Here is a 21,658-nt window from a genome sequence, read left to right as displayed (position 1 = left end):
GCGGATAAGACTACAGAATGGTACACCATTATCCAGCAACACGCTAATGAGGTTATAGACATCATAGGCTATCACGATGAAAAAGGCACTTGGCGGACAGGGCGGATTCAATTTATCAACCCGGTAACAGGTAAACCGGCACAAGGTAATAATAAAGGCTCGATGATTGTTGTGTTTGACCCATTTATTGAGGGCATTGTAACTCGTCAGATGCCGCTGGATAAGATTAAGGAGCTGGGCGGCTATGAAAAATAACGAAGGCTGGGACGGTTTAGATGGCTAAATACCAAATGATGAAATTGCCGGGTGGAGTGTTATCTCCGGCAAGTGAAGCGGACGAAGAGAGCTTAAAAGCACTTAAAAATCACGAGCTTTATGATGTAGAAATTAACTTAAAAATCAATCCGGTGCTACACCGCAAGATGTTCTCTTTTTTCAAATTTTGTTTTGAACACTGGTGTGCAGAAAACGGTTTGCAGAAATTCTCGAATGAAAAGACACAGTTTGATGAGTTTCGTAAGGATTTACTGGTTCAAGCTGGACATTGTGAAATGGTGTTCAGTTTGAGTAATCCAAATGAATTTAAACTAGTACCGAAGTCAATTTCTTATAAAGAATTAGAAGATGACGTAAAACGCCGTGAGTTGTACGTGGCAATTACTAATGCCGCAATGGCAACAGTGTTTAAAGGCTGTAATGAAGAAAACATTATCAATCAGCTTTATTCGTATTTTTAATTTGGTGTAATTACAGGAAATTAAAATGAGTTTTTATCAGAAAATTGATGGCAGTCAATACAAAAATATTTACGCCGTTGGTGATTTACACGGTTGTTATGATCTCCTAATGACGGAGTTAGAAAAAGTAAAATTCAATCGAGAAACAGACTTATTAATTTCTGTTGGAGATTTAATTGATAGAGGAAGGCAAAATCTTAAGTGTTTACAGTTATTGAGAGAAAAGTGGTTTTTTAATGTGCAGGGTAATCACGACCAAATGGCGATTGAAGCCTTGTTATATCACGATTTTAATATGCAGGTTAATTGGATTAGAAACGGCGGTGATTGGTTCTATTCATTACCAATTGAGCAAAAGTTGGAATCGATAGAATTGTTGAAAATCTGCGAAAAACGACCGCTTGTTATTGAACTTGAAATGGTTAATGGTGATTTATGTGTGATTGCTCACGCAGATTATCCTAGCAATGATTATGAGTTCGGTAAAGTCGTTAGTAAGCAGGACATTCTATGGAGTAGGGATAGGTTAGAAAGTTATTCTGAAATAAATATTGATGGTGCTGATACGTTTATCTTCGGACATACAATTGTCGAACAACCAGAAGTACACGGAAACAGACTTTATATTGATACAGGTGCATTTAATAGCGGCAACTTAACGTTAATTAAATTAGGGTGAGTTTAAAAATGGAAAAAATTAAATATTGGCTTAGCGTGCCATTCAGAATTATTGCAGTGCTTATTTCTTTGTCAATTCTTACTCTTAGATATATCGGGTACTTATTGATTTATCCATTAGCATTTTTTGTGGCAGTCGGTAAATTTATTGCTATTGGTCAATGGACATATCAAGAATGCCTTGATGACTTTAAGAGCGATTTTAATCCGATTTAGTGTGTGTTTATTAATTCCCTCGAATTCGGGGGAAGGAGAAGTAAGATGACAAAATTTTTTGAAACTATCGCATTCGTGATGTTATTTGGCATTATTCCAAGCTGTTTGTTGGCGATTAATACTACTTTAATGAATATTAAAAACGCACCGTGGTTTATGGTGATTATTCAGTTAGGTTTTAATATCACTTGTTATTGGTTGTGGTTTATTTCTGTTATGCGGAATGTTATTTAAGGAGATTAATAAGTGAGCCAGTGCAATGAACTGACTGTAATTTTAATCGCCATCGCTATTCTTAGTGTATGTGCCGGTTCACTCTTTTTTGTTGAGTGGTTTGATAAAAGAGATAAAGGAGGTTGGAATGGCTAATCTACGCAAAGAGGCAAAAGGCAGAGAGTGCCAAGTCCGTTTACCGGGTATCTGTAATCATAATCCGGAAACGGTGGTATTGGCTCACTATCGTATGGCAGGATTAAACGGTGTAGGAATGAAACCTGATGATATTTTCGGGGCGTTTTGTTGCAGCAGTTGTCACGATGAAATCGACCGCCGCACTCGCAAAATGGACGTAGAAACTGCCCGTCTGTCACACGCAGAAGGGGTTTTCCGCACGCAACAGATTTTGATTAGTGAAGGGAAATTATGATGACCGTAAAAGAATATCCCATAACTGCAATGGGTAAGCCTCGAATGACCCGAGCGGATAAATGGAAAAAGCGTGATTGTGTGTTGCGGTATCGAGCCTTTAAAGATGAAGTACGGTTGCATAACGTCAGCTTGCCAGAAAGTGGCTATCACCTGATTTTTGTTATGCCAATGCCCCAGAGTTGGAGCAAGAAGAAAAAAGCAGAGATGAATGGTAAGCCACATCAACAGAAGCCCGATAAGGATAATCTCGAAAAAGCGTTACTCGATGCGTTATTTGAAGACGATTGCCGAATTTGGGACGGGAGAGTGACGAAGATTTGGGGTGAGATGGGGAAAATTGTTGTGAAGGAGTTGCAGAATGGCGGATAAATTACTGGAAGAACCCAAACAAGAATGGATTGAAAACTTGCTGAACCTTTGGGGGGCGTGGGTATTTAGTGGTTTAGATTTTGAGAGTCGTATGAATATGATTGCTAAGCTAATGATGAAAGCCGATCAGAATCGTATTTCTGTGCCTGTGCGTGAGATGTGTGATGATGATTTAGGTTTAGTGATTAGCTCGGTGGTAGGCTATTGCATTAAAAATCCTTGCCCGCAGGATTTTAAATACCTGGAAGCCAAATATGTGTATGGGTTGTCGGTGTATGCGATTGCTAAGTATCAGTTAGCCAAAGACAGTTCAGTTGGGTTAAGAGCTTGGCAAAAAAGGATTACGGAAAGCATAAAAGCATCAGAGTGGGTGGTAGCTAAGTTTCTCGATCTTGCTATTAAAAATCATAAAAATGCTGACAAGTTAAAGAAATTTGCTTTTAACGTGTAAAAAGGCTTGATTTTAGTTCTGAAGTTCATTAGTATATCCGTAATGGTGGTCGTCGTGTAAGTGATGTTTACCAGGTAGTGAAGTTTACAACCCTGATCGGAAACGGTCGGGGTTTTTTATTGGGAAAATTTAAGGGTGTAGCTCAATAGGTAGAGCAACGGTCTCCAAAATCGTTGGTTGTTGGTTTGAGTCCAGCCACCCTTTCCAAATGCGAGTAAATGTTATGCTGGAACAACTAAATACTCAGTCAAAAAGCGGTGAAGAAGATCAAGAAAAATCTCAAGATCGCTATGCCGTGGGCTGGCCATCTCGACGTATATCAGATTGCGTTCAGCACTTCCGAAGTAGGAAAATTTATCCATTTGCCAGTAATAATGACGTGAAGCAAGGTTAAATGCTTCTGATGGGACAGAGTAAATTCAATCATTTTTACCCTCTGCTAGTTTATTTGTTGGGGAACAGTATTCTAGCAGAATTTTTAACCAAAGCTCAGTCTCACGACTGGGCTTTTTTATTGCCTCGAAACGGGGTGGAGTATGTAAATGCCAGAGAAAAGTCCTGATATTTGGGTTATGTTGTGGTCTTGGGTGATATTACACGCCAATACACTCACAACGGCAGCATCGGCAATCATTGCGGTGATTCTTCGTGCTTTCTTTGTTCGCAAAAAGCCATTACTGCGATACACAATTTTAGATTCGTTGATTTGTGCGTTGATTGCTGTTACCGCCGAGCCATTAGCTCAACCATTTTTACAATTTTTCTTTCACGTTCAGTCCGAAAAAGCATCTTACTTTCTTGGGGTGATGATTGGCTTTATTGGTACGGAGCGACTAAGAGAGTTTTTATTCAAATTTATCAATAAGAGAGTAAGTAGACATGACTATGACAACCAGTGATAACGGACAACAGTTTATTGTTCGTGAAGAGGGGGAGCGTTTTACTGCTTATCAAGATTCTGTCGGCATCTGGACTATCGGTGTAGGTCATACTGGTTGGGTTGGTAATAAACCAGTTGCTAAAGGTATGACAATCACTAAAGAGCAGTCTCGTGAGATTTTACGAGTGGATTTACGCAGATTCGAAAAGACGGTCAATGAGTGTGTCATTAAGCCATTAACGCAGTATCAATTTGATGCTCTGGTTAGCCTTGCTTTTAATATCGGCGAAGGTGCATTCCGTCGTTCCACATTGCTCAAGATGCTTAATCGTGGCGACTACAAAGGGGCAAGCGAGCAATTTTTAGTTTGGCGTAATGCTGGCGGACGTCCAATTTTACTCAATCGCCGTAAGCGTGAAAAAGCCTTATTTGATGGCGGTAAGTATGTTTAGTCGAGTAAATCAAATTATTGTTGGCGGACTAGCCGCAGTGATTTTGGGTTTGTGTGGCTGGATTTGGCACCAGTCAAAACAAATTGATAACTTAAGAGCCGAAAACCAAACGCAAGCCCAAACCATTGAGCAGCAGCAAAAAGCCAATCAACGGCTAACCGATAGCTTAGAGCAAGAGCGACAAGCGGTCGAAAAAAGCCAAAAAATTGCAAATGAGCTGCGGAATAAAGTGGAGATGGCGAAGAATGAAATTACATCAATACTGGCACAAGACAGTTGTGCTAAGGCTGATTTGCCTAATGGTGTTGCTGATAGCATTAAGCGGTTGCACTAGCAAAACAATCGTCAGCACTGAGTATTTATATCCGCCTGCGGCTTACCTTGTGCCGTGCGAGCGGACAGCATTTAGCGGTAAAACCTACGGCGATACGGTCGAGTATCTCATCAAAGTGATGGGAGAGCGTGATTTGTGTGCTAATCAAATTGACCGTATCAGAGAATGGCAAGCACAAACCAAACAAGGGTTTAAATAGCTAATTATCTAATTAACCGCTATTGAAAATGGGAGCGTAACAGCTCCCTTTTTGTTTTGATGGAAAGTAAATATTACATAATTTAGTTATTGTTTCGGGGTTGGTTGGATAAAACACCGAGGAAATACCTAAGTGATGTGATTTATATAAAACAAAACCCCGAACATTTGCGGTGTTCGAGGTTTTTTTTATTACCCATTGAAACGGAATGAGTAACAAGTTATGGAAATTATTACATTTTTAACCGTAACCATCAAGGAGATTCTTATGGAATATGGTTTATGGCAAATAAGCCTAGCAGTAACAGTCCCTATTTTGGCGTTCGTGTCGCCAAAGCTGATTAATGCTATTGCTAATCTATTAAATGCAATGAAGTAAAGGAATTTAACCCAATGACTAAAAAAGGCGAGGTTAAAGCCACGTCTAAAGGCGTGGGTAAATTAACCGATAAACAGAAACGATTTGTAGAAGAGTATCTCATTGACTTGAATGCGACTCAAGCTGCTATTAGAGCTGGGTACAGCGAAAAAACAGCATACTCAATCGGAGAAGAGAACCTGAGAAAACCTGAAATCAGAAGTGCAATTCAGGGGGCTCGAAATAAACGCTCGGAGAGAACCCAAATTACACAAGATGATGTGCTAAATGGGTTGCTTGAAGTGATTGCAATGAGTACTGGTAAAAAAATTGTGACAGAAACTGATGTTGCGAAAAATGAAAATGGCGAGTTAGTCGGTTTTGATATTGCAAAAACAAAATTCGAACCTGCCGCCGCAAATAAAGCTCTTGAGTTACTAGGTAAACATTTAGGAATGTTTAAAGACAAGGTTGATTTAATTAATTCTGATGGTTCACTGAATCGACCGATGGTGATTGAATTAATTGCTCCGAGTTTAGACGATGAAAGCACAGATTGAACTACCACCTAAACTGTTGCCTGTTTTTGCCAAAGATTATCGTTACAAAGGTGCTTATGGTGGGCGAGGTTCAGGCAAGACTCGGGCATTTGCCAAAATGTCGGCAGTGTCTGCTTATAAAAGAGCAATGCAAGGGGAAAGTGGCGTTATTCTTTGCGGTCGTGAGTTTATGAACTCATTGGAAGAAAGCTCTCTTGAAGAAGTTAAACAGGCGATCAAGTCTGAGCCTTTTTTAGCAAATTTTTTTGATGTCGGCGAGAAGTATGTTCGCACTAAAGATGGGCGGATTTCTTATGTGTTTTCCGGACTTCGGCATAACTTAGATAGCATCAAATCTAAAGCCCGTATTTTGATTGCGTGGATAGATGAAGCAGAAACAGTAAGCGAAACTGCTTGGCGGAAATTAATTCCAACCGTGCGTGAGAATAATTCCGAAATATGGGTAACTTGGAACCCGGAAAATAGAGGGAGCGCAACAGATACTCGCTTCAGGCAAAATCCACCTGAAAACAGCTGCATAATTGAAATGAGCTACCAAGATAATCCTTGGTTTCCTGATGTGCTCGAGCAAGAGCGGCTAAATGACAAACAGCGGCTTGATGATGCGACTTATCGCTGGATTTGGGAAGGTGCTTATTTGGAAGCGAGCGAAGCGCAAATCTTTCGCGGTAAATATCAAGAAATGGAATTTGTGCCGAACCCTGATTTTGATGGCCCATATTACGGCTTAGATTTTGGTTTCGCGCAAGATCCGACGGCGGCGGTCAAATGCTGGGTATTTAATGGCGATCTGTACATCGAGTTTGAAGCAGGCAAAGTGGGCTTAGAACTTGACGACACCGCAGACTTTATTGCCAAAGGCGTGCCACAAATTGCCGATCACGTTGTGCGTGCAGATTCGGCGCGTCCTGAGTCAATTAGTTACCTCAAACGTCACGGCTTACCGCGCATTATCGGTGTGGATAAGTGGAAAGGCTCGGTTGAAGATGGCATTGAGCATATTAAGTCCTACGGCAAAGTCTTTATTCACCCACGCTGTCAGCAAACGCTCAACGAATTTCGCCTTTATTCGTACAAAACCGACCGCTTGTCGGGCGATGTATTGCCTGTCGTGATTGATGCCCATAACCACTTTATTGATGCGCTACGCTACGCCTTAACGCCGTTGATGCAAGTTAAAAGTGCCAAAGGAGTTTTACTATGAGCCTAGAGCAAGACAGACTGGCTTTTTTAGCCGAAGCCCTAGGGCTTGGCAATATCAAACGAAGAACGTTATGGAAGGAGTTTGGCTACCCTAATACCTTAACATTCAACCATTTCTTAAAAGCCTATAAGCGCAATAGTATCGCTTTTGCAGCGATTAACCGCTTACTTGACGGTTGTTGGGTTGACTGCCCCGTAATCGTTGAGGGTGAGCAAAAGAACGAATCAAAGCAGACAACCGAATGGGAGTCCAAAGTTGAACGTTTTATGAAACGCTACTGGTCGGCAATCAAAGAGGCAGATAGACGAAACCTTGTCGGTAACTATTCGGCGTTATTACTTCAAGTAAGAGATGGTCAACAATGGGATCAGCCTATTTTGCAAGGCGCGCTATCTAGCATTGGAGAGTTCGGACTGGTTAAACTGATCCCCGTGTGGCAGTCACAGCTTTCAGTGACAGAGTTTCAAGAGGATGTGACCGCCGATAATTACGGCGAACCGCTGATGTATCAATTCAGCGAATCTGCCTTTGGCAAAAAAAGCGTGTCACGAAATATCAAGGTTCACGCAAGTCGTGTAATTTTGCTCAATGAGGGTGGCGACTTTAATTCCCCTCATTCTGGAGTTCCTCTGCTTGAGGCGGGTTACAACAAGCTAGTTGATCTCGAAAAAACATCGGGCGGCAGCGCCGAAGGTTTTCTGAAAAACGCAAGCCGACAATTAGGGATCAAATTAACAAAAGATGTTGATTTGAGACAGCTCGAAGACAGCGCAAAAGCCCTTGGGTTTTCTTCATTTTCTGATGCGTTGAACGACAAGATCAAGAAAATCAACTCAGGAACAGACTCAGCCTTGATTACTCACGAAGGTGATGCCTCTGTGTTGTCAGTCGCACCAGCAGATCCGAAGCCAACGTGGGAAATTTCTGCAAATGAGTTTGCCGCCTCAGTACAAATCCCTTTCACGATTTTGTTCGGACAGCAAACAGGGCGATTGGCAAGTGACGAGGACAAAACCGACTGGGCAAACCGTTGCAACGGTCGTCGAAATGGTTTTCTCACCGATGTGATAACACAACTACTTAATCGCTTGTGGTTCATCGGTGTGCTACCTATGCCAAAAAATAGCGATGTCACAGTGTCTTGGTCTGACTTACTTGCACCAAGCGAAAAAGAGAAAATCGCAAACGCACAGGCTTTGGCTTCAGTTGCAACTACATCGCAGTCTGCCTTTGGTTTTGCCGCGGTAACAGCGAACGAAATCCGCGAATCTTTAGGGTTTGAACCTCTGCCTGATAATCTGATTCCGCCAACAATTGACGACGAAAATGAAGATCAAGACGAAAATCAAGCCACTGCGGATTCCGACAAATAAAGCCGATCCGCTCAATATGGGAGTGTCGGTTGCCAAGCTATTTCGTCACATTGATGTCATTTACTCACAAATTAAGCGCTCCATTAAGCAACAAATCTTGCAAAAGATGTCACTGCGACTGCAAGCAAATAATTTTGAGTATTTTCCTTCGTATCTTACTGCGACTGAGTTGGCGGATTTGCTTGAAACCTTGCAAAAGATTATCGACAAAGAGATTTTGTCGAATGGTTCTCAAGGCGAAAATCTCTGGTTTGACTCCTATATCGACGAAGCAGCACTAAAAGGCACTCAGTCTGCGGTCACTGATTTAGGTCTGCAATCAGAGGCTTATCGCAGTCAGCGAAACTTATCATCAATCGTTTTCAGTCCTGCGTACTTCAACCGATTGGCGATTGCACACATGGCAAGTTATAGCGAGTGGCAAGGTTTAAGCGACGAGTTGCGAAAATCTTTGGCGGGGGTGATCACGGAGGCGGTTTTAAACGGCAAAAACGTGAAAGAAACTGCCCGTGAGATTCGGCAAAAACTTGATGTGTCATCAAAACGGGCGAAGCGAATAGCGCAATCAAGCCAGTTGGCGGCATATCGTCGGGCAGAATGGCAAGAGGCGGAAGAGGCAAAAGAAGAACTTGGGCTAAACACCAAGCTCTTACATTTTTCAGCGCTCAAAGCTACTACGCGATTAGCACACGCCCAACGCCACGGCAAATACTTCGATGTTGCAGAGGTGCGCGAATGGTATAGCCGAGACGGCAACCAATTCAACTGTTACTGCAAGCAGTCTGTGGTTGTGGTCAACGCCTACGGTAAAACAGATATTGAGCCTCTCCTTGTTGGGTTGGCTAAAGAACGTAAACAATGGGTAGGAGCATTAAAAAATGTCAAAAAATAACGTGAACATCGTCACCGTCATTAACAGCAAAAATATCAGCACAGAATCTATTGACGGAGATCAACACCTGATTATCCGCGGCGTTGTGCCGATTGTTGATGATGTTGTGATGAACGACGGACTTTATCCTGCGGATGAAATCAATAAAAGCTACAACAGCTTAGAGGGCAACTTTATGCCGCTTGGGCATCCAAAAATCGAAGGTAAATACGTTTCAGCCCAAGATGTTCGAGCGGTGAACAAACATCACGTCGGTGCGTGGGCGAAGAACGTACGCAAGGAAAGTGGCAAAGTGCTGGTCGATATGTATATCAACCGCCGCTTTGCGGAAGGTTCAGAACAGGGCAAAACCTTGCTTGAACGACTTGACGGAATGGTGACAAACACCAACGCTGAACCTATTCACGTTTCCACAGGGCTGATTCTAAACAAAGTCAAGCAATCGGGTAAATCCAAAGGCAAGAAATATAGCTGGATTGCGACAAATATGTCGTTCGATCATATTGCAATATTGCTTGATGTGCCGGGCGCGGCGACACCTGATGATGGCGTGGGGATTTTTGTAAACCAAGACGGAAGCGAAATGGGGGTGGAAAATGTAAACCTAACACAAGCGGCGGATTACCGCACAGAAAAGCTGTTTGACAAAGTACGATTTTACCTGATGGCGAACTCAGATTTATCGTTTGAAGAAATTCATCGCGCGCTGCGTGAAGCTATTCGCCCCGAAGGCAAAGATAAGTGGTCATTTTGGGTCGAAGCTGTTTACCCGAAATACTTCATCTATTCGGACGATAACAGCGGCAAGAAATACAAGCGGAGCTATTTTATTGACGAAAATGACAATGTGCAGCTCACTAGCGAACCTGTCGAAGTTGTCAAGAAGATTGGCTACGAAGAAATTACAACCAATGAGGAACATAATCCAATGAAAACCAAAATCTTAGCCGTGTTGAATGCGGCAAACGTGAAAACGGAAGGCTTAAATGACGATCAGCTCTTGGAAGCCTACAACAAGCTGCAAGCGGATAAGGGTAAAGAGCCTGAAAAGCCTAAAAATGAAGATGACAGCGAAATTGATGAGAAAATCAAGAAAGCAGTCAATGCCGCGATTGAGCCACTCCAGCAAGCCTTGCAAGCTAATACTGACAAAGAGCAAGCAGCAATGCGTGCGGCGGTGAAAGCCAAGTTCAATATGAGCGATGCCGCAGTCAATGCTTTGCAAGGCGAGGTATTAACTGAGTTGTATGCGCAAACGCAACAATCGGTCGGATTAAACAATAATTCGGCCAACGGCAACGGCGACAATCAATGGGATGGTTACTCACTCAACCAAGAGGAGAAAGGCAATGAGTAATGTAATTTATCGCGGTTCGGTCAAGCGTGAACCTCAAACGGTGAATATCGTGATCAACGATACTTCGGCACCGGGTGCAGTAGTTAAACTCCACAACGGCAAATTAGAGGCGGCGGCTGATTTAAAAGGTCGCCGTTTTTTATTGGGCAACAACCGCTTTAAGGGGCAGACAATCGAACAAGCGTATGCGAAGGGCGATACTGCAACGGCGTTTCGTTTAGAGCCTGAACAGGAGTATTACGCGCAAATTGCCGACGGCACTTATAACTTTGGCGATGAACTCACGGTAAAACAAGCGGGCGGCAAACTGACCAAAGCGGAGACGGGCGATGTAGTGCTATTTTTCTTCGACGAAGAATCGCAGCGTGTAATCAGTGGCGGCAAAGGCTATGCCGATGTCGTGGTGGCAAACGCCTACACTAAATAAGAGGTAACAAAGCAATGTTGAAATTCACAAAAGAACAAGAACGCTTCGTGATTAACGAGCGGATCAATTACGACAAAAAACACGCGCTAATGGCAGCAAATTCGGCGGGGTTATTGGGCAACGCGATGACTTTGCCGAAAGATGTCTGGGCGGAATGGGATCGTGATGCAGTGCAAATTCAGCGCGAAGAATTGGTGGTGTTTAACGATTTAGCGGGCATTTCAAAATCAATGCCGATTGGCAAACTTATTCACCATTTCCAAACGGTATCTGATAGCGGTTCGGTTAATATCTCATTAGACGGTCGTTCATCAGCGAAAACCGATAACGTGGTGCTTAACTACCACGGTACACCGTTGCCGATTATTGATTCCACTTTCTCTTTTGGCTGGCGCGATATGTCGGCAGCTCAAAGCGAAGGGTATCAGATCGACGGTGCAGCACGCGCGAACAGTCTCCGCAAGGTGGCTGAAAAAATGGAAGATCTCGCTTTAAATGGTGATTCCTCTATTGTGGTTGGCAATGCCAAGCTTTACGGCTTGCGTACTGCGCCAAATCGTATGACTAACACACACAATCTGGATTTAGCCACTGCGACACCGAAAGAAATTTACGATGTGTTCCGTGACTTGATTAGCAAATTCCACGCGAAGAACTACTACTCTCCTGTAACGCTTTATGTGAACTATGGCGACTATTTCGCAATGAGTACACGTGATTACTCCGAGCAGAAATCCGAATCTATCTTGAACAAAGTGATGACGATTCCGCAAATTGCGAAAATCGTGCCAGCAAGCCGTGTACCGCAAAATGAAATTCTCGGCTTGTGCAAGCGTTCGGATGTGTACCAAGTGCTTAACGGTATGCCGTTAGTGACTCGTCCGATTGCGCGCCATAATGAAACCGATGATTACTCGTTCCAAATTATGGCAGCCGTTGCCGTGGAGTTCAAATTCGACGATAAAGGCAATGCTGGCTATATCCAGTACACTAAATCCTAAGGCGGTGCAAAATGAAGTGGCTATTAACACACGATAGCCACGAGTTGAAGAAAGGCGATGTTTACGAAGGCGAAACATTACCGCTTTGGCTTGTGGGCAAAGCTATCGAAATCGAAGAAAAATCCTTTGAAGTTGCAACGCCTTCTGATCACGCTGACGGCGAAACTGGCGAAACTGGCGAAACTGGCGAAACTGGCGAAACTGGCGAAACTGGCGAAACTGGCGAAACTGGCGAAACTGGCGAAACTGGTCAGAAAGGCAAAAAAGATAAAGGCAAATAACTATGGCAGCAGAAATAGAGCTATCCGAAGCGCGAACAACGCTTGACGAACTGGGTTTCACTTCGCCGAACTCTCTGCTTGAGCTTTACGTTCAGCAAACGAACACCTTAGACCAGGCGTTGAACAAATCGGGGTACAGCGAAGAAACACAGAAACTGATCAAGCTCTATCTGGTTGCTATTCTTGCAATTTCATCTGGGGCGCGCCGTATAAAGTCAGAAGGTGCGCCTAGCGGTGCAAGCCGAACGTTTGAGTATGATCCAAACGCGCTAGACAACCTTAAGTCGGCGATTCGCTCAATTGATCCGAAAGGTTGCGCTGAAAGTTTGCTACCCAAAGATAAAGTTGTCGGCTTTTTCGATGTGGTCGGAGGCTGCTAATGTCAAATTTATCGAATTGGTCCTACACCGCAAAAGCCACGCTTTGGCAGGCTAAAGGAAAGAACGATGACGGCGTTTTAGTTTTTTCTACGCCACAAATCATTTCCTGTGACTACGGTGCAGATAGAAAGCGCGCACGTTTTGAGATTGGGCGTGAACAAGCGGTCAAAAATGTGATCTGGACGGAGTTCGCCCACGCCAAATTAGGCGATTATGTTCTGATTGGCGAAAGCGAGCAAGCCGATCCGATTTTGGCTGGCGCAGAGGAAATTATTCATATACAGCGCTTTGCTGATACGTTCGACCGCAATCGTGATGATTTTGCGCTGATAACAGGCGGGTAAAATGGGGATCAAAGTAAAAGGCATAAGACAGGTCAAGCAGCGGCTGAATCAGGTTGTTGGCGAGGTTCAGAGCCAAAAAGCAACTCGGGCAATGTTTCGCATTTTGAATGCGGTTGCCCCTCTTGCGGCGCACTATACGCCTGTTGATACCTCAACGTTGATCAACAGTCAATTCACTGAAATGGAAGTGAACGGCACACGCTTGATTGGAAGAGTGGGTTATTCTGCTAATTATGCGGCTTACGTTCACGATCCTAATATCAAGCAAAACTTCCGCAAGCCTTCAGCGAAGAAAGAGTTTTTGACTTCCGCGCTGAACGAATCAAAGGCTACGATCAAATCCATTGTTAAAGAGGAGTTGTCACTATGATTTCTTATGTCAAAGCCTTCAAACAATGGTTAGAGGCTCACTCTCTTGCAGACGGCTATGTTGTGCAGCTTTACCAGTGGGAGGATACGCAAAAAGCCAAGCCTGTTATTGTTATTCAGCCAAATAGTGGTTCGCCGCAAGTTTCTGACCTGAGCAGCGAACACTATCTGCTAATTAGCCTTGTTGCAGGTAAAAATTCAGGTTACACAATCGAAGAGCGAGCAAGGGCGATTATGTCAAAGATTTTAGTTGAGCCTTTCGCTTCCTTTGGTTACATCGAATCAATGGGCGGATTACCCGCCCCAATTTTCACCGAAGATAATCGAATGATTTTTCGCTTACCACTTCGGATTATTTCAACAAATCAAGAGGAGTAGTTTATGGGTTCTCCATCTCCACAAAATAACGCAGAAAATCTCGTGGTGGGGCGTGCCGTAGTTTTAGAGTACGGTACGACTGATGCAAAGCCACAAGAAAGCGAATGGAAGGTTGCGGGCGCAATGACGACAAAGAGTTGGGATTTTAGCCCAAATTCGGTTACATCAGAGGCTGATGATGCTGGCGGCTTCCCTGAAACCTTAATTACAAACTCAGACTTTAGTATTTCTGGTGACGGTGAGTGGCGCAAACGACCAAAATCGAAAGAACTAGGCATCAAAGATCTAGTTGTGTTATACGCAAATGCGGTAAAAAATCGCACCCAACCTTACATTTGGGTTCGTTTGAAATACGCAGGCTTAACAATTCTCGGAAAAATGGTTATCACTGCATTAAGTAGCGAAGCCCCAACCAATGACTTAGTGAAATTCTCTATAGAGTTCAAGGTTGGCGATTCAAGCACTATCGAAATTGCTGCAGCGTAAAAAATCCCACCCTCTATAACAAGAGCGGTGGGATTATCATTATCCTAGGGATAGTTGTAGGGGCTTTCCTAAGCTAGCCAAAATACGACCAATAGTGTCGATTTTTGTAATATGGCGAGGGGCTAAAATTCGCTGTACTTCTGGCGGACGGATATTAGTTAATCGGGCAATTTCTGCCTTGCTTACCGCTTGTTCTTGCATTGTATTATGCAAAAGCACTTTTGCGTAGATGCTCTCTGGCATAAACACAGGCACTTCGTCGGTATTTACTGGGCGAGTGAGCGGAAAGCGTCTATCTTCATCGAAATAAATTTCAACACAAGATAGTAGCACGTCTTCTGCCATTTCCATTGCTTCTTCAAATGTATCGCCTTGGGTGATAGCTTCTGGCAAATCAGGAAATGTCACTACAAAGCCCCCTTCTTCAGCGGGGGTAAATAACGCTGGATAAAACATATTTTCTCCTTATTCAAGGGTGTAGTGAAAGCCCCTTAACATCAGGGGCTTTATATTATTTTAAGCCTAGTTGCTTTTTAACCCCTTCCACTAAGCCTGTTTTTAACTCTTGGCTTGGGTGTTTGGGGAGGTGGCTTCTTTTGCCCTTGTAGTAGAGTTTCAAATGCTTTGATCCATTTTCAACCTCTACCCCATTAGCCTTTAGCCACCTTAGGAATTCGCTTTGCTTCACTACCTCCTCCTATTTGTTTAACTTGGGTTCATTATATGCAAAAATGCTAACTTTGTCAACAGAAAGTTAGCAAAAATGCTAATTTTTTTTGTTGAGGTGAAAATGGTTAGCTATCCAATTACTGAAATTGGTGAAATGCTTATTGCAACCGATGGGCGAGACTTTTTATTCAGACCGAGTTTCAAAAATATCTACAAAATTGGAAGCCCACAAGAAATTGTAAAAATCTATGCACTATTGCACGGCTGTGAGATTCGAGAGATATTGCCGCACATTTTAACCAAATCGGAGTCTCATCAATCTTACTTTTGGTCAGTGCTGAATTCGCCTGTTTTTGGCAGAAAAATTCTGCAAAACGCAATGATCGTGATGTCGTGCTGTTGCGATGATGATATTTCCCTGTTGATTGGCGAGTGGTTGCCGTCAAAGTCTGGCGTTAGGTACAAGTTGGGTAAAATGCCACCTGAGACAATTATCAATTTTGCAAAAAATTTAATGGGTCACGGAGTGATTGGTTGCTGCGAATTGCCAAAGAAAGAACAATCTGCAAAAAATGAATTTTCAGAAAGTTTTGATGCTGTTGAGTACATAAGTTTAGCCCGAACTCATTTCAATATGAGCCGCGAAGACGCTGAAAATCTCACGATGACCGAATTGCAGCAACTTCTAAAAAGTCAAATGCCTGCCGAAAATAATAGCTATGGACAGTTCACCGAAGAAGAGTACGACAGAATTATGGCGGAATATGAGAAAAGAAGAGCGGCTTAAATAGCCGCTAACATTTAAAAGAACCTACCTGATAGAACGGGAGTGAAATCCTTGTAATGTGCTGAATAAAAAAGCTCTCTTATGTCATTGAGTAGCTCAAATTCATCTTTGGATCTTGCGTTGCAGATTGCCACATAGTCATCTACGCAGGATAAAATACGTTCAATACTGACTTCTTTTATCCAGCATACTTCTTGGTTTTCATTCAGCCAGTTGGCAAAGTCTTGTTTAGTGCAGTCTTTTTTCATAAGTTCTCCTTTTTGATTATTTGCAAAAAAAATCATATCAAATCATCCGTTGTTATCTATTGGCGAAAATAATTTTTGCGACACAGATCGCAAAAATAGGTTTTGACGGTGGAAAAACGAATCTTAATTCGTAGAATGGTAAAATTTCTTTATTTTTAAGGTATTTTTATGAAAAAAATGATTGTTTTTGTAGCTTCTGTTTTGTCATCTTTTGTTATTGCATCGGATTGGGAAATAATAGAAGCGGCTCAAAATAAGGTGAAAGCAGAGCTTATAAGAAAATCAGAAAAAAAAGCAGAGTTATGTTTAAATGTTGCTCAGGCTGTCTTAATTACTAATCAAAAAGTGCAAAAAGATACTTTCTCAATGTGTGGTGAATTTTCGACAGAGATTGTCTTTTCTGACTCTAAAGCATATAGCCTTGCAGTATGTGGAAAGGTTAAAGGTAAAGATATTATCGGAAATCCGATAGAGAGCGACTATATATACCAAAGAGCAACTAAGGATTTTTACTTTAATTATAATGGCAAAAAATCAGCTTATTATGATCCTCAATCTGATCTTGCAAGGCTTCAAGAGGTCTCAGACTCTATGTTTAATGCTATGCAAAATAGATATTGTAAGTGATGCTTGCATTGGTTTTTAAATATTTAACTCAAATAATTTATGTGTTTTTAGTTTAATAGGGCGATTTATGGATGTAAAGGTAATTAACGTCTTACTAATTATTCTTTTTTCAGCAATTGTAATAGGTTTATTCCTTTTTCAAGATCAAGATTAAGAGATCCAAACAACCATTCAGTGATATATTTAGAGCAGATTCAAGAAATGTGCAGCTTAGATAAAATAGGCTCATACCAGATTGATTTTGTACGACAAAGTGGGAATGAGTACAAAGAGAGTATTCTTGTTAATGATTTTGAGTTAGCAATAAAAACCGTATTATCCACGTTAAGAAGGGCAAAAATAGATAGTGTGTCAGTAATATCTAACACACCTAATTTATTTATTATCCACCGAGCTTTCTACAACGCAAGAGGTAGTCAAGAAGGAAAGAAATTAGGATCGATAAGGATTGCAAAAATTTAATGTAACAAAAATATAGATTAAATTGTATTTAACCAATCTATTGCTAGATAAATTGTAAAAAAATCACAGAAATAACCGCTTGTGCTATGTCACAAGCGGTTTTTTATTTAAATAATTTTAAGGAATTGTTTATGACGGTCGAAGTTGGCGGAGTTGTAATTACCGCAGATCTAGAATTTGAAAATCTGCTAAGAGATACTCAAAAAGTTGATAAAGCGATGGATGACATCGGAAAATCAACATTAAAAGCAGAAAAAGGGCTGAAAGGGCTAGAAACGCAGGCAACCAAAACGGCGATAGCAGTAAATCAAGCCACAAACAAAATGAAAAATATCCGTGGAGTAGCAGGTCAACTTGGTTATCAAATTCAAGACATCTCAATAATGCTTCAAATGGGTTCTAACGCTTCAACCGTTATTGCTCAGCAAGGGTCGCAAATCTTAAGTATTTTCGGTCCAATGGGAGCTGTTGCAGGGGCGATCTTAGCTATTAGTGGTGCTATTGGTGGGGCGTTACTCCCTAGTTTGTTTGATTCAACTGATGCAACTGAGCTTTTGGCAGCAGCTCAAAAAAATCTCAGCGAAGTAGTTACTCAAACGGAAAGTGGTGTTTCCGCCCTTTCTGCGAAAATCATTAAATTAGCAAAAGTAAGCGAAGATGCAGCAAAAGCAAAAATTGCAGTAGCTATGAGTGATGCAAAAATAGCTATTAAGGCAGCAGGGGATTCATCACAAAAGGCATTTGAGCAATTTGACGGCTTTTTTGGATCGTTTACAAATTCAAGTCAAAGTATTCGGAACGCAATTGACGAATTAAAACGCTATGAATCAAAAGGTAAAGATGTTGGTGCCGTAATAAAAGAACTTGGAGGCACATATGGTGGTGCAATTGCCGAAATTAATGCGCTGGATTCTGTGACAAGCGAAATGTCTAAAACGCTTGGTATTACTCAATCTGAGGCTCTTGGTTTGATAAAACTGTTGGCTCAATTAGAGCAAGACAAAAGCCCTGATAATATTAAATTACTCGCGATAGCTTTATCTGACTTAAGCGATAAAAATGGGTGGGCGAACGAAGAGCTAAATAAGCTAACCAGAACGATAAACGATAATTCAGTATCTGCTTTAGATGCCGAAACATCAGTAAGACTCTTAGAGTCTGCTATAAAAGACTTGCAAAATGCAATCCAAAACTCCCAAGGTGCATTGGATGGCAATGTAGCAAAAATGAATCAACTTGCAGATGCGGCAGAAAGAAAAGCTGCAACGATAGGCAAGACTGAGCGTGAAACTGCTAAATATGCAGCTACGCTATTAGCTACAACCGATGAAGCTAAAAAAAATCTTGATTCCACATTAAGTAGGATTGACGCATCATACGATCAAATCGAAGCCTATCAAGCCGAACAAAAAGCCTTACAAGATAAAAAGACCGCAGATGCAAAAGCTGCCAGAGAAGCTGAAGCGGCTGCAAAAAAATCCGCTCAAGCCAAGAAGCAAGTTGTCGAACAGTTGCGACAAATGGCTACACAGTACGAGATTGCTGTTTTGAGGCAAAAGGGAATGCATCTCGAAGCCGTAAAATTAGAAGCTGGTATGCGTTTAGGAGCTGCGGCAACAAAAGAGCAACGAGAAGAAGCTGAAAAACTAGCACAAAGTATTTATGGAGCAACCGCAGCAAGTCAGAACTTTAACGCTATACAAGCCCAAGCATCTCCTGTTACTGCATTAGACCAACGACATCAACAACAGCTAGCTCAGATCGAAGAATATAAAATCTTGTATCCACAAAAAATAATGGAAGCAGAAGCTGCGAGAGCTGCAATCGAAGAACAATACCGCCAGCAACGAATGGAAGCTCAATGGGAGGAGTGGAAGCAAGCGAGCGACGGGGCGAGAATGTTTGGTGATGCGGTTGATGCTGTTGGTTCAAGTGCAACAAGCACAATTACGGGGCTACTAAATGGCACAATGTCCGTGCGTGATGCTTTCGCATCAATTGCAAATACGATCTTAAATAGTGTAGTACAAAGCCTTGTCGAAATGGGTATGGCTCAAGTTAAGCAAATGATTATGGGGCAAACTGCTGCCAAGGCTTCTATGGCGGCGCAAATGGTGCAAGCTAAAGCGTTAGCTGCTTCATTTGCACCCGCGGCCTCTATGGTTTCTCTTGCCACACAGGGGGCGAATGCTATTCCCGCTCAAGCTGCGATCACGTCAACTATGAGTATGGCTCAAGTCGCCGCGGTGACAGGTCGTAAACTTGGCGGCCCTGTATCAGCTAGACAGATGTATCGTGTCGGCGAGAACAATCAGCCCGAAATCTTCAAAGCGAGCAATGGGATGCAATATATGATCCCCGGTCAAAGCGGTCGTGTATTCAGCAACAAGCAGTCGCAAGGTCAAGGTGGAGGCGAAAGCAAAACAGTAGCTGTCATCGTAAATCAAACCAATCACTTTAGCAGCGATGAAGCCAGTGCAAATCAAGCGGCTGTTGCAAAAGCATTGAGCAATCAAATCAAGGCTTCCGTGAGATTGGAATTGCAGTCACAAATGCGAGCTGGTGGAGTTCTAGCGAGGTAATCAATGCAAACATTTAATTTCAAGGTTGAACAAGACTACACTGTTCAAAATGAGCCCAGTGTCGTCATACTAAAATTTGCCGATGGTTACGAGCAAACCGCTCCCAAAGGGTTAAACCACAATCTGAAAAAATACCAAGGCATTACCGTAAAAGCGAACAAAGCAGAAGCGGTGAAGATTCAGCAATTTCTCAATGCTCACGGTGGGTATAAGAAATTCAACTGGCGCGATAGAACAAGCGATGAGACGGTAACGGTTCGTTGCAGAAGCTGGAGCTCCACTAAATTAGGTGCAGTCATTGAGTTTACACTTAATTTCGATGAGGTGATTTAATGCCAAAAGCCCCCCCCAAAAAAATGGCATCAGAGTTGATAAAACTCGAACAAGATGCCCTGATTGAGCTGTGGGAGATAGATCTCACTCACATCTACTCTAGCTCAAACCCAAATCAGCGCGGAGAGATATTCCGCTTTCACAATGGCGTGAGCCAAACACAACAGAACATCTGGTGGCAAGGCAATGAATACCAAGCATACCCGATTGCCGCCGATGGTTTTGAGATTTCGGGTCAAGGACCGTCAAATCGTCCAACACTCACTGTCTCTAACCTGTACGGTGTTGTCACGGTATTAGTAGAAGATTTCGGGCAACCCGTAGAGGCGAAAGTCAGCAGTGAAGAGACTGTAGATGGCAATATCCAAATGACGGTGGAACTGCTGAAAAAAATGGATCAAATCGCCGATCAACGCTACCGTAGAAATCAGTTAAATGATTTAAGAACAGGTGGAACATTATCTAAATAGGTGAAGTATGCCAATTAGTATTTCTAACCAAATGAAACTAGATCTTGCCAAACTTGAGCAAAATGCAATGCTGGACTTGTACGAGGTTGATTTGCGTAAATTGCAAGACAAAAACGGCAATGCTGGTAGTGTTTACCGCTTTTATTCTGGGCTAAATGAACTCAAAACAAGTATCGTCTGGCAAGGTCGAACTTACGACCCTTACCCCATCGAGGCAACAGGATTTGAGCGTAACAGCAGCGGCCCAAGCAATCGCCCTACTCTTACGCTATCAAATCTGTTTGGCTTAGTTACGGGTATTGCTAATCAGTTTGATGAGTGTATCGGGGCGATTGTTCGCCGTCATCAGGTTTACGCCCAATATTTAGATGCAGTAAACTTTGCTGGAGGTAATGCCAAAGCCGATCCTAATCAGGAAATAATCAGTCATTTTGTGATTGAGCAGCTTACCAGCCTCACACGAGAAACGGCAACCTTTACGCTTGCGTTGCCGATTGAAACCGATAATGCCAAGATCCCGAGCCGAATTATTATGGCGGATACCTGTACTTGGATTTACCGCTCGGCGGAATGTGGCTACACCGGCAAGCAGTATTTTGATGAAAAAGACAAGGCAACATCAGACCCAAAAGCAGATAAATGTAGTCATTGCCTTAATGGTTGTGAATTAAGAGGCAATCAACGCAATTTTGGCGGGTTTGTATCGGTAAATAAATTGGGGTAATGAATGGAATTGGAACAACAAATAATCGACTACGCCCTCCAACACGAACCGCACGAAATGTGCGGCTTTGTTGTTTTTGACGGCAATAAAAATCGATTTATCCCTTGCGAAAACCAAGCGGAAGACAAAGCCAATTACTTTGAAATCTCCGATCTTGATTACATCAAAGCAGAAGAAAAAGGCGAACTGATGGCGGTGGTGCATTCACACCCCGAACCAAATGGCAAGCCTATACTATCTACCCTTGATCGCAAAATGCAGGTACAAACCGGGTTAGATTGGTGGCTGGTGCATAATCGGCAAATCCATAAATTCCGCAATGTACCACATTTAATCGGGCGTGAGTTTAAACACGGCACAATGGATTGCTACACGCTCTACCG

At 42.5% G+C, this 21,658-nt stretch carries 37 protein-coding genes and 1 tRNA gene; 35 read left to right on the top strand and 3 right to left on the bottom strand.

The features are described from left to right. From EDC41_RS11985 to EDC41_RS11850, 28 genes are all read left to right on the top strand, one after another. A partial coding sequence (locus tag EDC41_RS11985; protein WP_243642646.1) for a phage N-6-adenine-methyltransferase occupies nucleotides 1-255 on the top strand: 255 nt, incomplete at its 5' end. Nucleotides 256-275: 20 nt separating this feature from the next. Continuing rightward, the gene (locus tag EDC41_RS11980) at nucleotides 276-737 is read left to right on the top strand and encodes a DUF1367 family protein (protein WP_115262508.1); all 462 of its coding nucleotides are present in this window, start codon (nucleotides 276-278) and stop codon (nucleotides 735-737) included. Between the two features lie 25 nt (nucleotides 738-762). Further along, nucleotides 763-1,416 (top strand): metallophosphoesterase, encoded by a 654-nt coding sequence (locus EDC41_RS11975; RefSeq protein ID WP_115262509.1) that lies wholly within the window; start codon nucleotides 763-765, stop codon nucleotides 1,414-1,416. Nucleotides 1,417-1,424: 8 nt separating this feature from the next. Continuing rightward, nucleotides 1,425-1,631 (top strand): hypothetical protein, encoded by a 207-nt coding sequence (locus EDC41_RS11970; protein WP_115262510.1) that lies wholly within the window; start codon nucleotides 1,425-1,427, stop codon nucleotides 1,629-1,631. 45 nt (nucleotides 1,632-1,676) lie between these two features. Then, complete coding sequence (locus EDC41_RS11965) at nucleotides 1,677-1,865, top strand: hypothetical protein (RefSeq protein WP_115262511.1); 189 nt, start codon at nucleotides 1,677-1,679, stop codon at nucleotides 1,863-1,865. A gap of 12 nt (nucleotides 1,866-1,877) precedes the next feature. Next, on the top strand, nucleotides 1,878-2,000 hold the full coding sequence (locus tag EDC41_RS14060; protein ID WP_006252492.1) for a hypothetical protein: 123 nt from the start codon (nucleotides 1,878-1,880) through the stop codon (nucleotides 1,998-2,000). Further along, a complete protein-coding gene (locus EDC41_RS11960) occupies nucleotides 1,993-2,277 on the top strand; it encodes a DUF1364 domain-containing protein (RefSeq protein WP_115262512.1) in 285 nt (94 codons plus the stop codon). Before EDC41_RS14060 ends, EDC41_RS11960 begins: the two co-directional genes overlap by 8 nt. After that, nucleotides 2,274-2,648: a RusA family crossover junction endodeoxyribonuclease gene (locus EDC41_RS11955; protein ID WP_202598078.1), complete on the top strand. Its 375-nt coding sequence runs from the start codon at nucleotides 2,274-2,276 to the stop codon at nucleotides 2,646-2,648. Before EDC41_RS11960 ends, EDC41_RS11955 begins: the two co-directional genes overlap by 4 nt. Beyond that, the gene (locus EDC41_RS11950; RefSeq protein ID WP_115262514.1) at nucleotides 2,638-3,099 is read left to right on the top strand and encodes an antiterminator Q family protein; all 462 of its coding nucleotides are present in this window, start codon (nucleotides 2,638-2,640) and stop codon (nucleotides 3,097-3,099) included. The genes EDC41_RS11955 and EDC41_RS11950 overlap by 11 nt, the downstream gene beginning before the upstream one ends. Before the next feature lie 131 nt (nucleotides 3,100-3,230). After that, nucleotides 3,231-3,306: transfer RNA gene (locus EDC41_RS11945), tRNA-Trp, on the top strand. A 16-nt stretch (nucleotides 3,307-3,322) separates the two neighbouring features. Next, a complete protein-coding gene (locus EDC41_RS13605; RefSeq protein ID WP_165876906.1) occupies nucleotides 3,323-3,493 on the top strand; it encodes a hypothetical protein in 171 nt (56 codons plus the stop codon). Nucleotides 3,494-3,641: 148 nt separating this feature from the next. Next, entirely contained in the window at nucleotides 3,642-3,998 is a 357-nt protein-coding gene (locus EDC41_RS11935; protein ID WP_021280057.1) for a phage holin, lambda family, read from the top strand. Beyond that, on the top strand, nucleotides 3,985-4,431 hold the full coding sequence (locus EDC41_RS11930; RefSeq protein WP_015484696.1) for a lysozyme: 447 nt from the start codon (nucleotides 3,985-3,987) through the stop codon (nucleotides 4,429-4,431). The genes EDC41_RS11935 and EDC41_RS11930 overlap by 14 nt, the downstream gene beginning before the upstream one ends. After that, nucleotides 4,424-4,765, top strand: a complete 342-nt coding sequence (locus tag EDC41_RS11925) for a DUF2570 domain-containing protein (protein ID WP_021280058.1) — start codon at nucleotides 4,424-4,426, stop codon at nucleotides 4,763-4,765. Before EDC41_RS11930 ends, EDC41_RS11925 begins: the two co-directional genes overlap by 8 nt. Next, the gene (gene lysC / locus EDC41_RS13600) at nucleotides 4,731-4,964 is read left to right on the top strand and encodes an Rz1-like lysis system protein LysC (protein WP_165876905.1); all 234 of its coding nucleotides are present in this window, start codon (nucleotides 4,731-4,733) and stop codon (nucleotides 4,962-4,964) included. The genes EDC41_RS11925 and lysC overlap by 35 nt, the downstream gene beginning before the upstream one ends. A gap of 392 nt (nucleotides 4,965-5,356) precedes the next feature. Continuing rightward, on the top strand, nucleotides 5,357-5,881 hold the full coding sequence (locus tag EDC41_RS11910; RefSeq protein ID WP_115262515.1) for a terminase small subunit: 525 nt from the start codon (nucleotides 5,357-5,359) through the stop codon (nucleotides 5,879-5,881). After that, on the top strand, nucleotides 5,865-7,085 hold the full coding sequence (locus tag EDC41_RS11905; protein WP_006251234.1) for a PBSX family phage terminase large subunit: 1,221 nt from the start codon (nucleotides 5,865-5,867) through the stop codon (nucleotides 7,083-7,085). The genes EDC41_RS11910 and EDC41_RS11905 overlap by 17 nt, the downstream gene beginning before the upstream one ends. Continuing rightward, nucleotides 7,082-8,458, top strand: a complete 1,377-nt coding sequence (locus tag EDC41_RS11900) for a DUF1073 domain-containing protein (protein ID WP_006251233.1) — start codon at nucleotides 7,082-7,084, stop codon at nucleotides 8,456-8,458. Before EDC41_RS11905 ends, EDC41_RS11900 begins: the two co-directional genes overlap by 4 nt. Further along, nucleotides 8,412-9,350 (top strand): phage minor head protein, encoded by a 939-nt coding sequence (locus EDC41_RS11895; RefSeq protein WP_115262516.1) that lies wholly within the window; start codon nucleotides 8,412-8,414, stop codon nucleotides 9,348-9,350. The genes EDC41_RS11900 and EDC41_RS11895 overlap by 47 nt, the downstream gene beginning before the upstream one ends. After that, complete coding sequence (locus tag EDC41_RS11890) at nucleotides 9,337-10,707, top strand: hypothetical protein (RefSeq protein ID WP_015587048.1); 1,371 nt, start codon at nucleotides 9,337-9,339, stop codon at nucleotides 10,705-10,707. Before EDC41_RS11895 ends, EDC41_RS11890 begins: the two co-directional genes overlap by 14 nt. Further along, the gene (locus tag EDC41_RS11885; protein WP_006251230.1) at nucleotides 10,700-11,134 is read left to right on the top strand and encodes a hypothetical protein; all 435 of its coding nucleotides are present in this window, start codon (nucleotides 10,700-10,702) and stop codon (nucleotides 11,132-11,134) included. Before EDC41_RS11890 ends, EDC41_RS11885 begins: the two co-directional genes overlap by 8 nt. 14 nt (nucleotides 11,135-11,148) lie before the next feature. Continuing rightward, entirely contained in the window at nucleotides 11,149-12,135 is a 987-nt protein-coding gene (locus EDC41_RS11880) for a major capsid protein (protein WP_062627922.1), read from the top strand. A gap of 11 nt (nucleotides 12,136-12,146) precedes the next feature. Beyond that, on the top strand, nucleotides 12,147-12,416 hold the full coding sequence (locus EDC41_RS13595; RefSeq protein WP_020849873.1) for a hypothetical protein: 270 nt from the start codon (nucleotides 12,147-12,149) through the stop codon (nucleotides 12,414-12,416). Between the two features lie 2 nt (nucleotides 12,417-12,418). Next, the gene (locus tag EDC41_RS11870; RefSeq protein ID WP_006251227.1) at nucleotides 12,419-12,796 is read left to right on the top strand and encodes a DUF7370 family protein; all 378 of its coding nucleotides are present in this window, start codon (nucleotides 12,419-12,421) and stop codon (nucleotides 12,794-12,796) included. Continuing rightward, nucleotides 12,796-13,140 carry a hypothetical protein gene (locus EDC41_RS11865; protein ID WP_006251226.1) on the top strand — a complete coding sequence of 115 codons (345 nt, stop codon included), beginning with the start codon at nucleotides 12,796-12,798 and terminating at the stop codon, nucleotides 13,138-13,140. Before EDC41_RS11870 ends, EDC41_RS11865 begins: the two co-directional genes overlap by 1 nt. Nucleotide 13,141: 1 nt before the next feature. Next, on the top strand, nucleotides 13,142-13,510 hold the full coding sequence (locus EDC41_RS11860; RefSeq protein WP_006251225.1) for a hypothetical protein: 369 nt from the start codon (nucleotides 13,142-13,144) through the stop codon (nucleotides 13,508-13,510). Then, complete coding sequence (locus tag EDC41_RS11855; RefSeq protein ID WP_006251224.1) at nucleotides 13,507-13,887, top strand: phage tail termination protein; 381 nt, start codon at nucleotides 13,507-13,509, stop codon at nucleotides 13,885-13,887. The genes EDC41_RS11860 and EDC41_RS11855 overlap by 4 nt, the downstream gene beginning before the upstream one ends. A gap of 3 nt (nucleotides 13,888-13,890) precedes the next feature. Next, complete coding sequence (locus EDC41_RS11850) at nucleotides 13,891-14,373, top strand: phage tail tube protein (RefSeq protein ID WP_006251223.1); 483 nt, start codon at nucleotides 13,891-13,893, stop codon at nucleotides 14,371-14,373. A gap of 39 nt (nucleotides 14,374-14,412) precedes the next feature. On the opposite strand, the gene EDC41_RS11845 is transcribed toward EDC41_RS11850, so the two are convergent. Next, the gene (locus EDC41_RS11845; protein ID WP_006251222.1) at nucleotides 14,413-14,829 is read right to left on the bottom strand and encodes a type II toxin-antitoxin system HicB family antitoxin; all 417 of its coding nucleotides are present in this window, start codon (nucleotides 14,827-14,829) and stop codon (nucleotides 14,413-14,415) included. 55 nt (nucleotides 14,830-14,884) lie between these two features. Continuing rightward, nucleotides 14,885-15,061: a type II toxin-antitoxin system HicA family toxin gene (locus EDC41_RS11840; protein WP_006251221.1), complete on the bottom strand. Its 177-nt coding sequence runs from the start codon at nucleotides 15,059-15,061 to the stop codon at nucleotides 14,885-14,887. Between the two features lie 102 nt (nucleotides 15,062-15,163). Between EDC41_RS11840 and EDC41_RS11835 the strand changes: the two genes are divergently transcribed. Continuing rightward, entirely contained in the window at nucleotides 15,164-15,829 is a 666-nt protein-coding gene (locus EDC41_RS11835) for a DUF6246 family protein (protein ID WP_015587050.1), read from the top strand. 14 nt (nucleotides 15,830-15,843) lie between these two features. Here the strand turns inward: EDC41_RS11835 and EDC41_RS11830 are convergent, their stop codons facing one another. Then, the gene (locus EDC41_RS11830; RefSeq protein WP_020824316.1) at nucleotides 15,844-16,077 is read right to left on the bottom strand and encodes a hypothetical protein; all 234 of its coding nucleotides are present in this window, start codon (nucleotides 16,075-16,077) and stop codon (nucleotides 15,844-15,846) included. 168 nt (nucleotides 16,078-16,245) lie between these two features. On the opposite strand from EDC41_RS11830, the gene EDC41_RS11825 reads away from it, so the two are divergent. The 6 genes from EDC41_RS11825 to EDC41_RS11795 form a co-directional block, all read left to right on the top strand. Then, nucleotides 16,246-16,704: a hypothetical protein gene (locus EDC41_RS11825; RefSeq protein WP_006251218.1), complete on the top strand. Its 459-nt coding sequence runs from the start codon at nucleotides 16,246-16,248 to the stop codon at nucleotides 16,702-16,704. Nucleotides 16,705-17,252: 548 nt separating this feature from the next. Then, nucleotides 17,253-19,748 (top strand): phage tail length tape measure family protein, encoded by a 2,496-nt coding sequence (locus tag EDC41_RS11815; RefSeq protein WP_061888644.1) that lies wholly within the window; start codon nucleotides 17,253-17,255, stop codon nucleotides 19,746-19,748. A gap of 3 nt (nucleotides 19,749-19,751) precedes the next feature. Further along, on the top strand, nucleotides 19,752-20,081 hold the full coding sequence (locus EDC41_RS11810; protein ID WP_006251215.1) for a phage tail protein: 330 nt from the start codon (nucleotides 19,752-19,754) through the stop codon (nucleotides 20,079-20,081). After that, on the top strand, nucleotides 20,081-20,551 hold the full coding sequence (locus EDC41_RS11805; RefSeq protein ID WP_006251214.1) for a phage minor tail protein L: 471 nt from the start codon (nucleotides 20,081-20,083) through the stop codon (nucleotides 20,549-20,551). The genes EDC41_RS11810 and EDC41_RS11805 overlap by 1 nt, the downstream gene beginning before the upstream one ends. Before the next feature lie 7 nt (nucleotides 20,552-20,558). Further along, a complete protein-coding gene (locus tag EDC41_RS11800; RefSeq protein ID WP_115262517.1) occupies nucleotides 20,559-21,275 on the top strand; it encodes a phage minor tail protein L in 717 nt (238 codons plus the stop codon). A 3-nt stretch (nucleotides 21,276-21,278) separates the two neighbouring features. Further along, the coding region (locus EDC41_RS11795; protein WP_207901584.1) for a C40 family peptidase at nucleotides 21,279-21,658 on the top strand (380 nt) is incomplete at its 3' end.

It is taken from the genome of Mannheimia haemolytica (genome assembly GCF_004342115.1).
In the GTDB taxonomy this organism is placed as follows: Bacteria; Pseudomonadota; Gammaproteobacteria; order Enterobacterales; family Pasteurellaceae; genus Mannheimia; species Mannheimia haemolytica.
The sequence above is the reverse complement of the archived record's forward strand: the minus strand, read 5'-3'. Positions and strand labels throughout refer to the sequence as shown.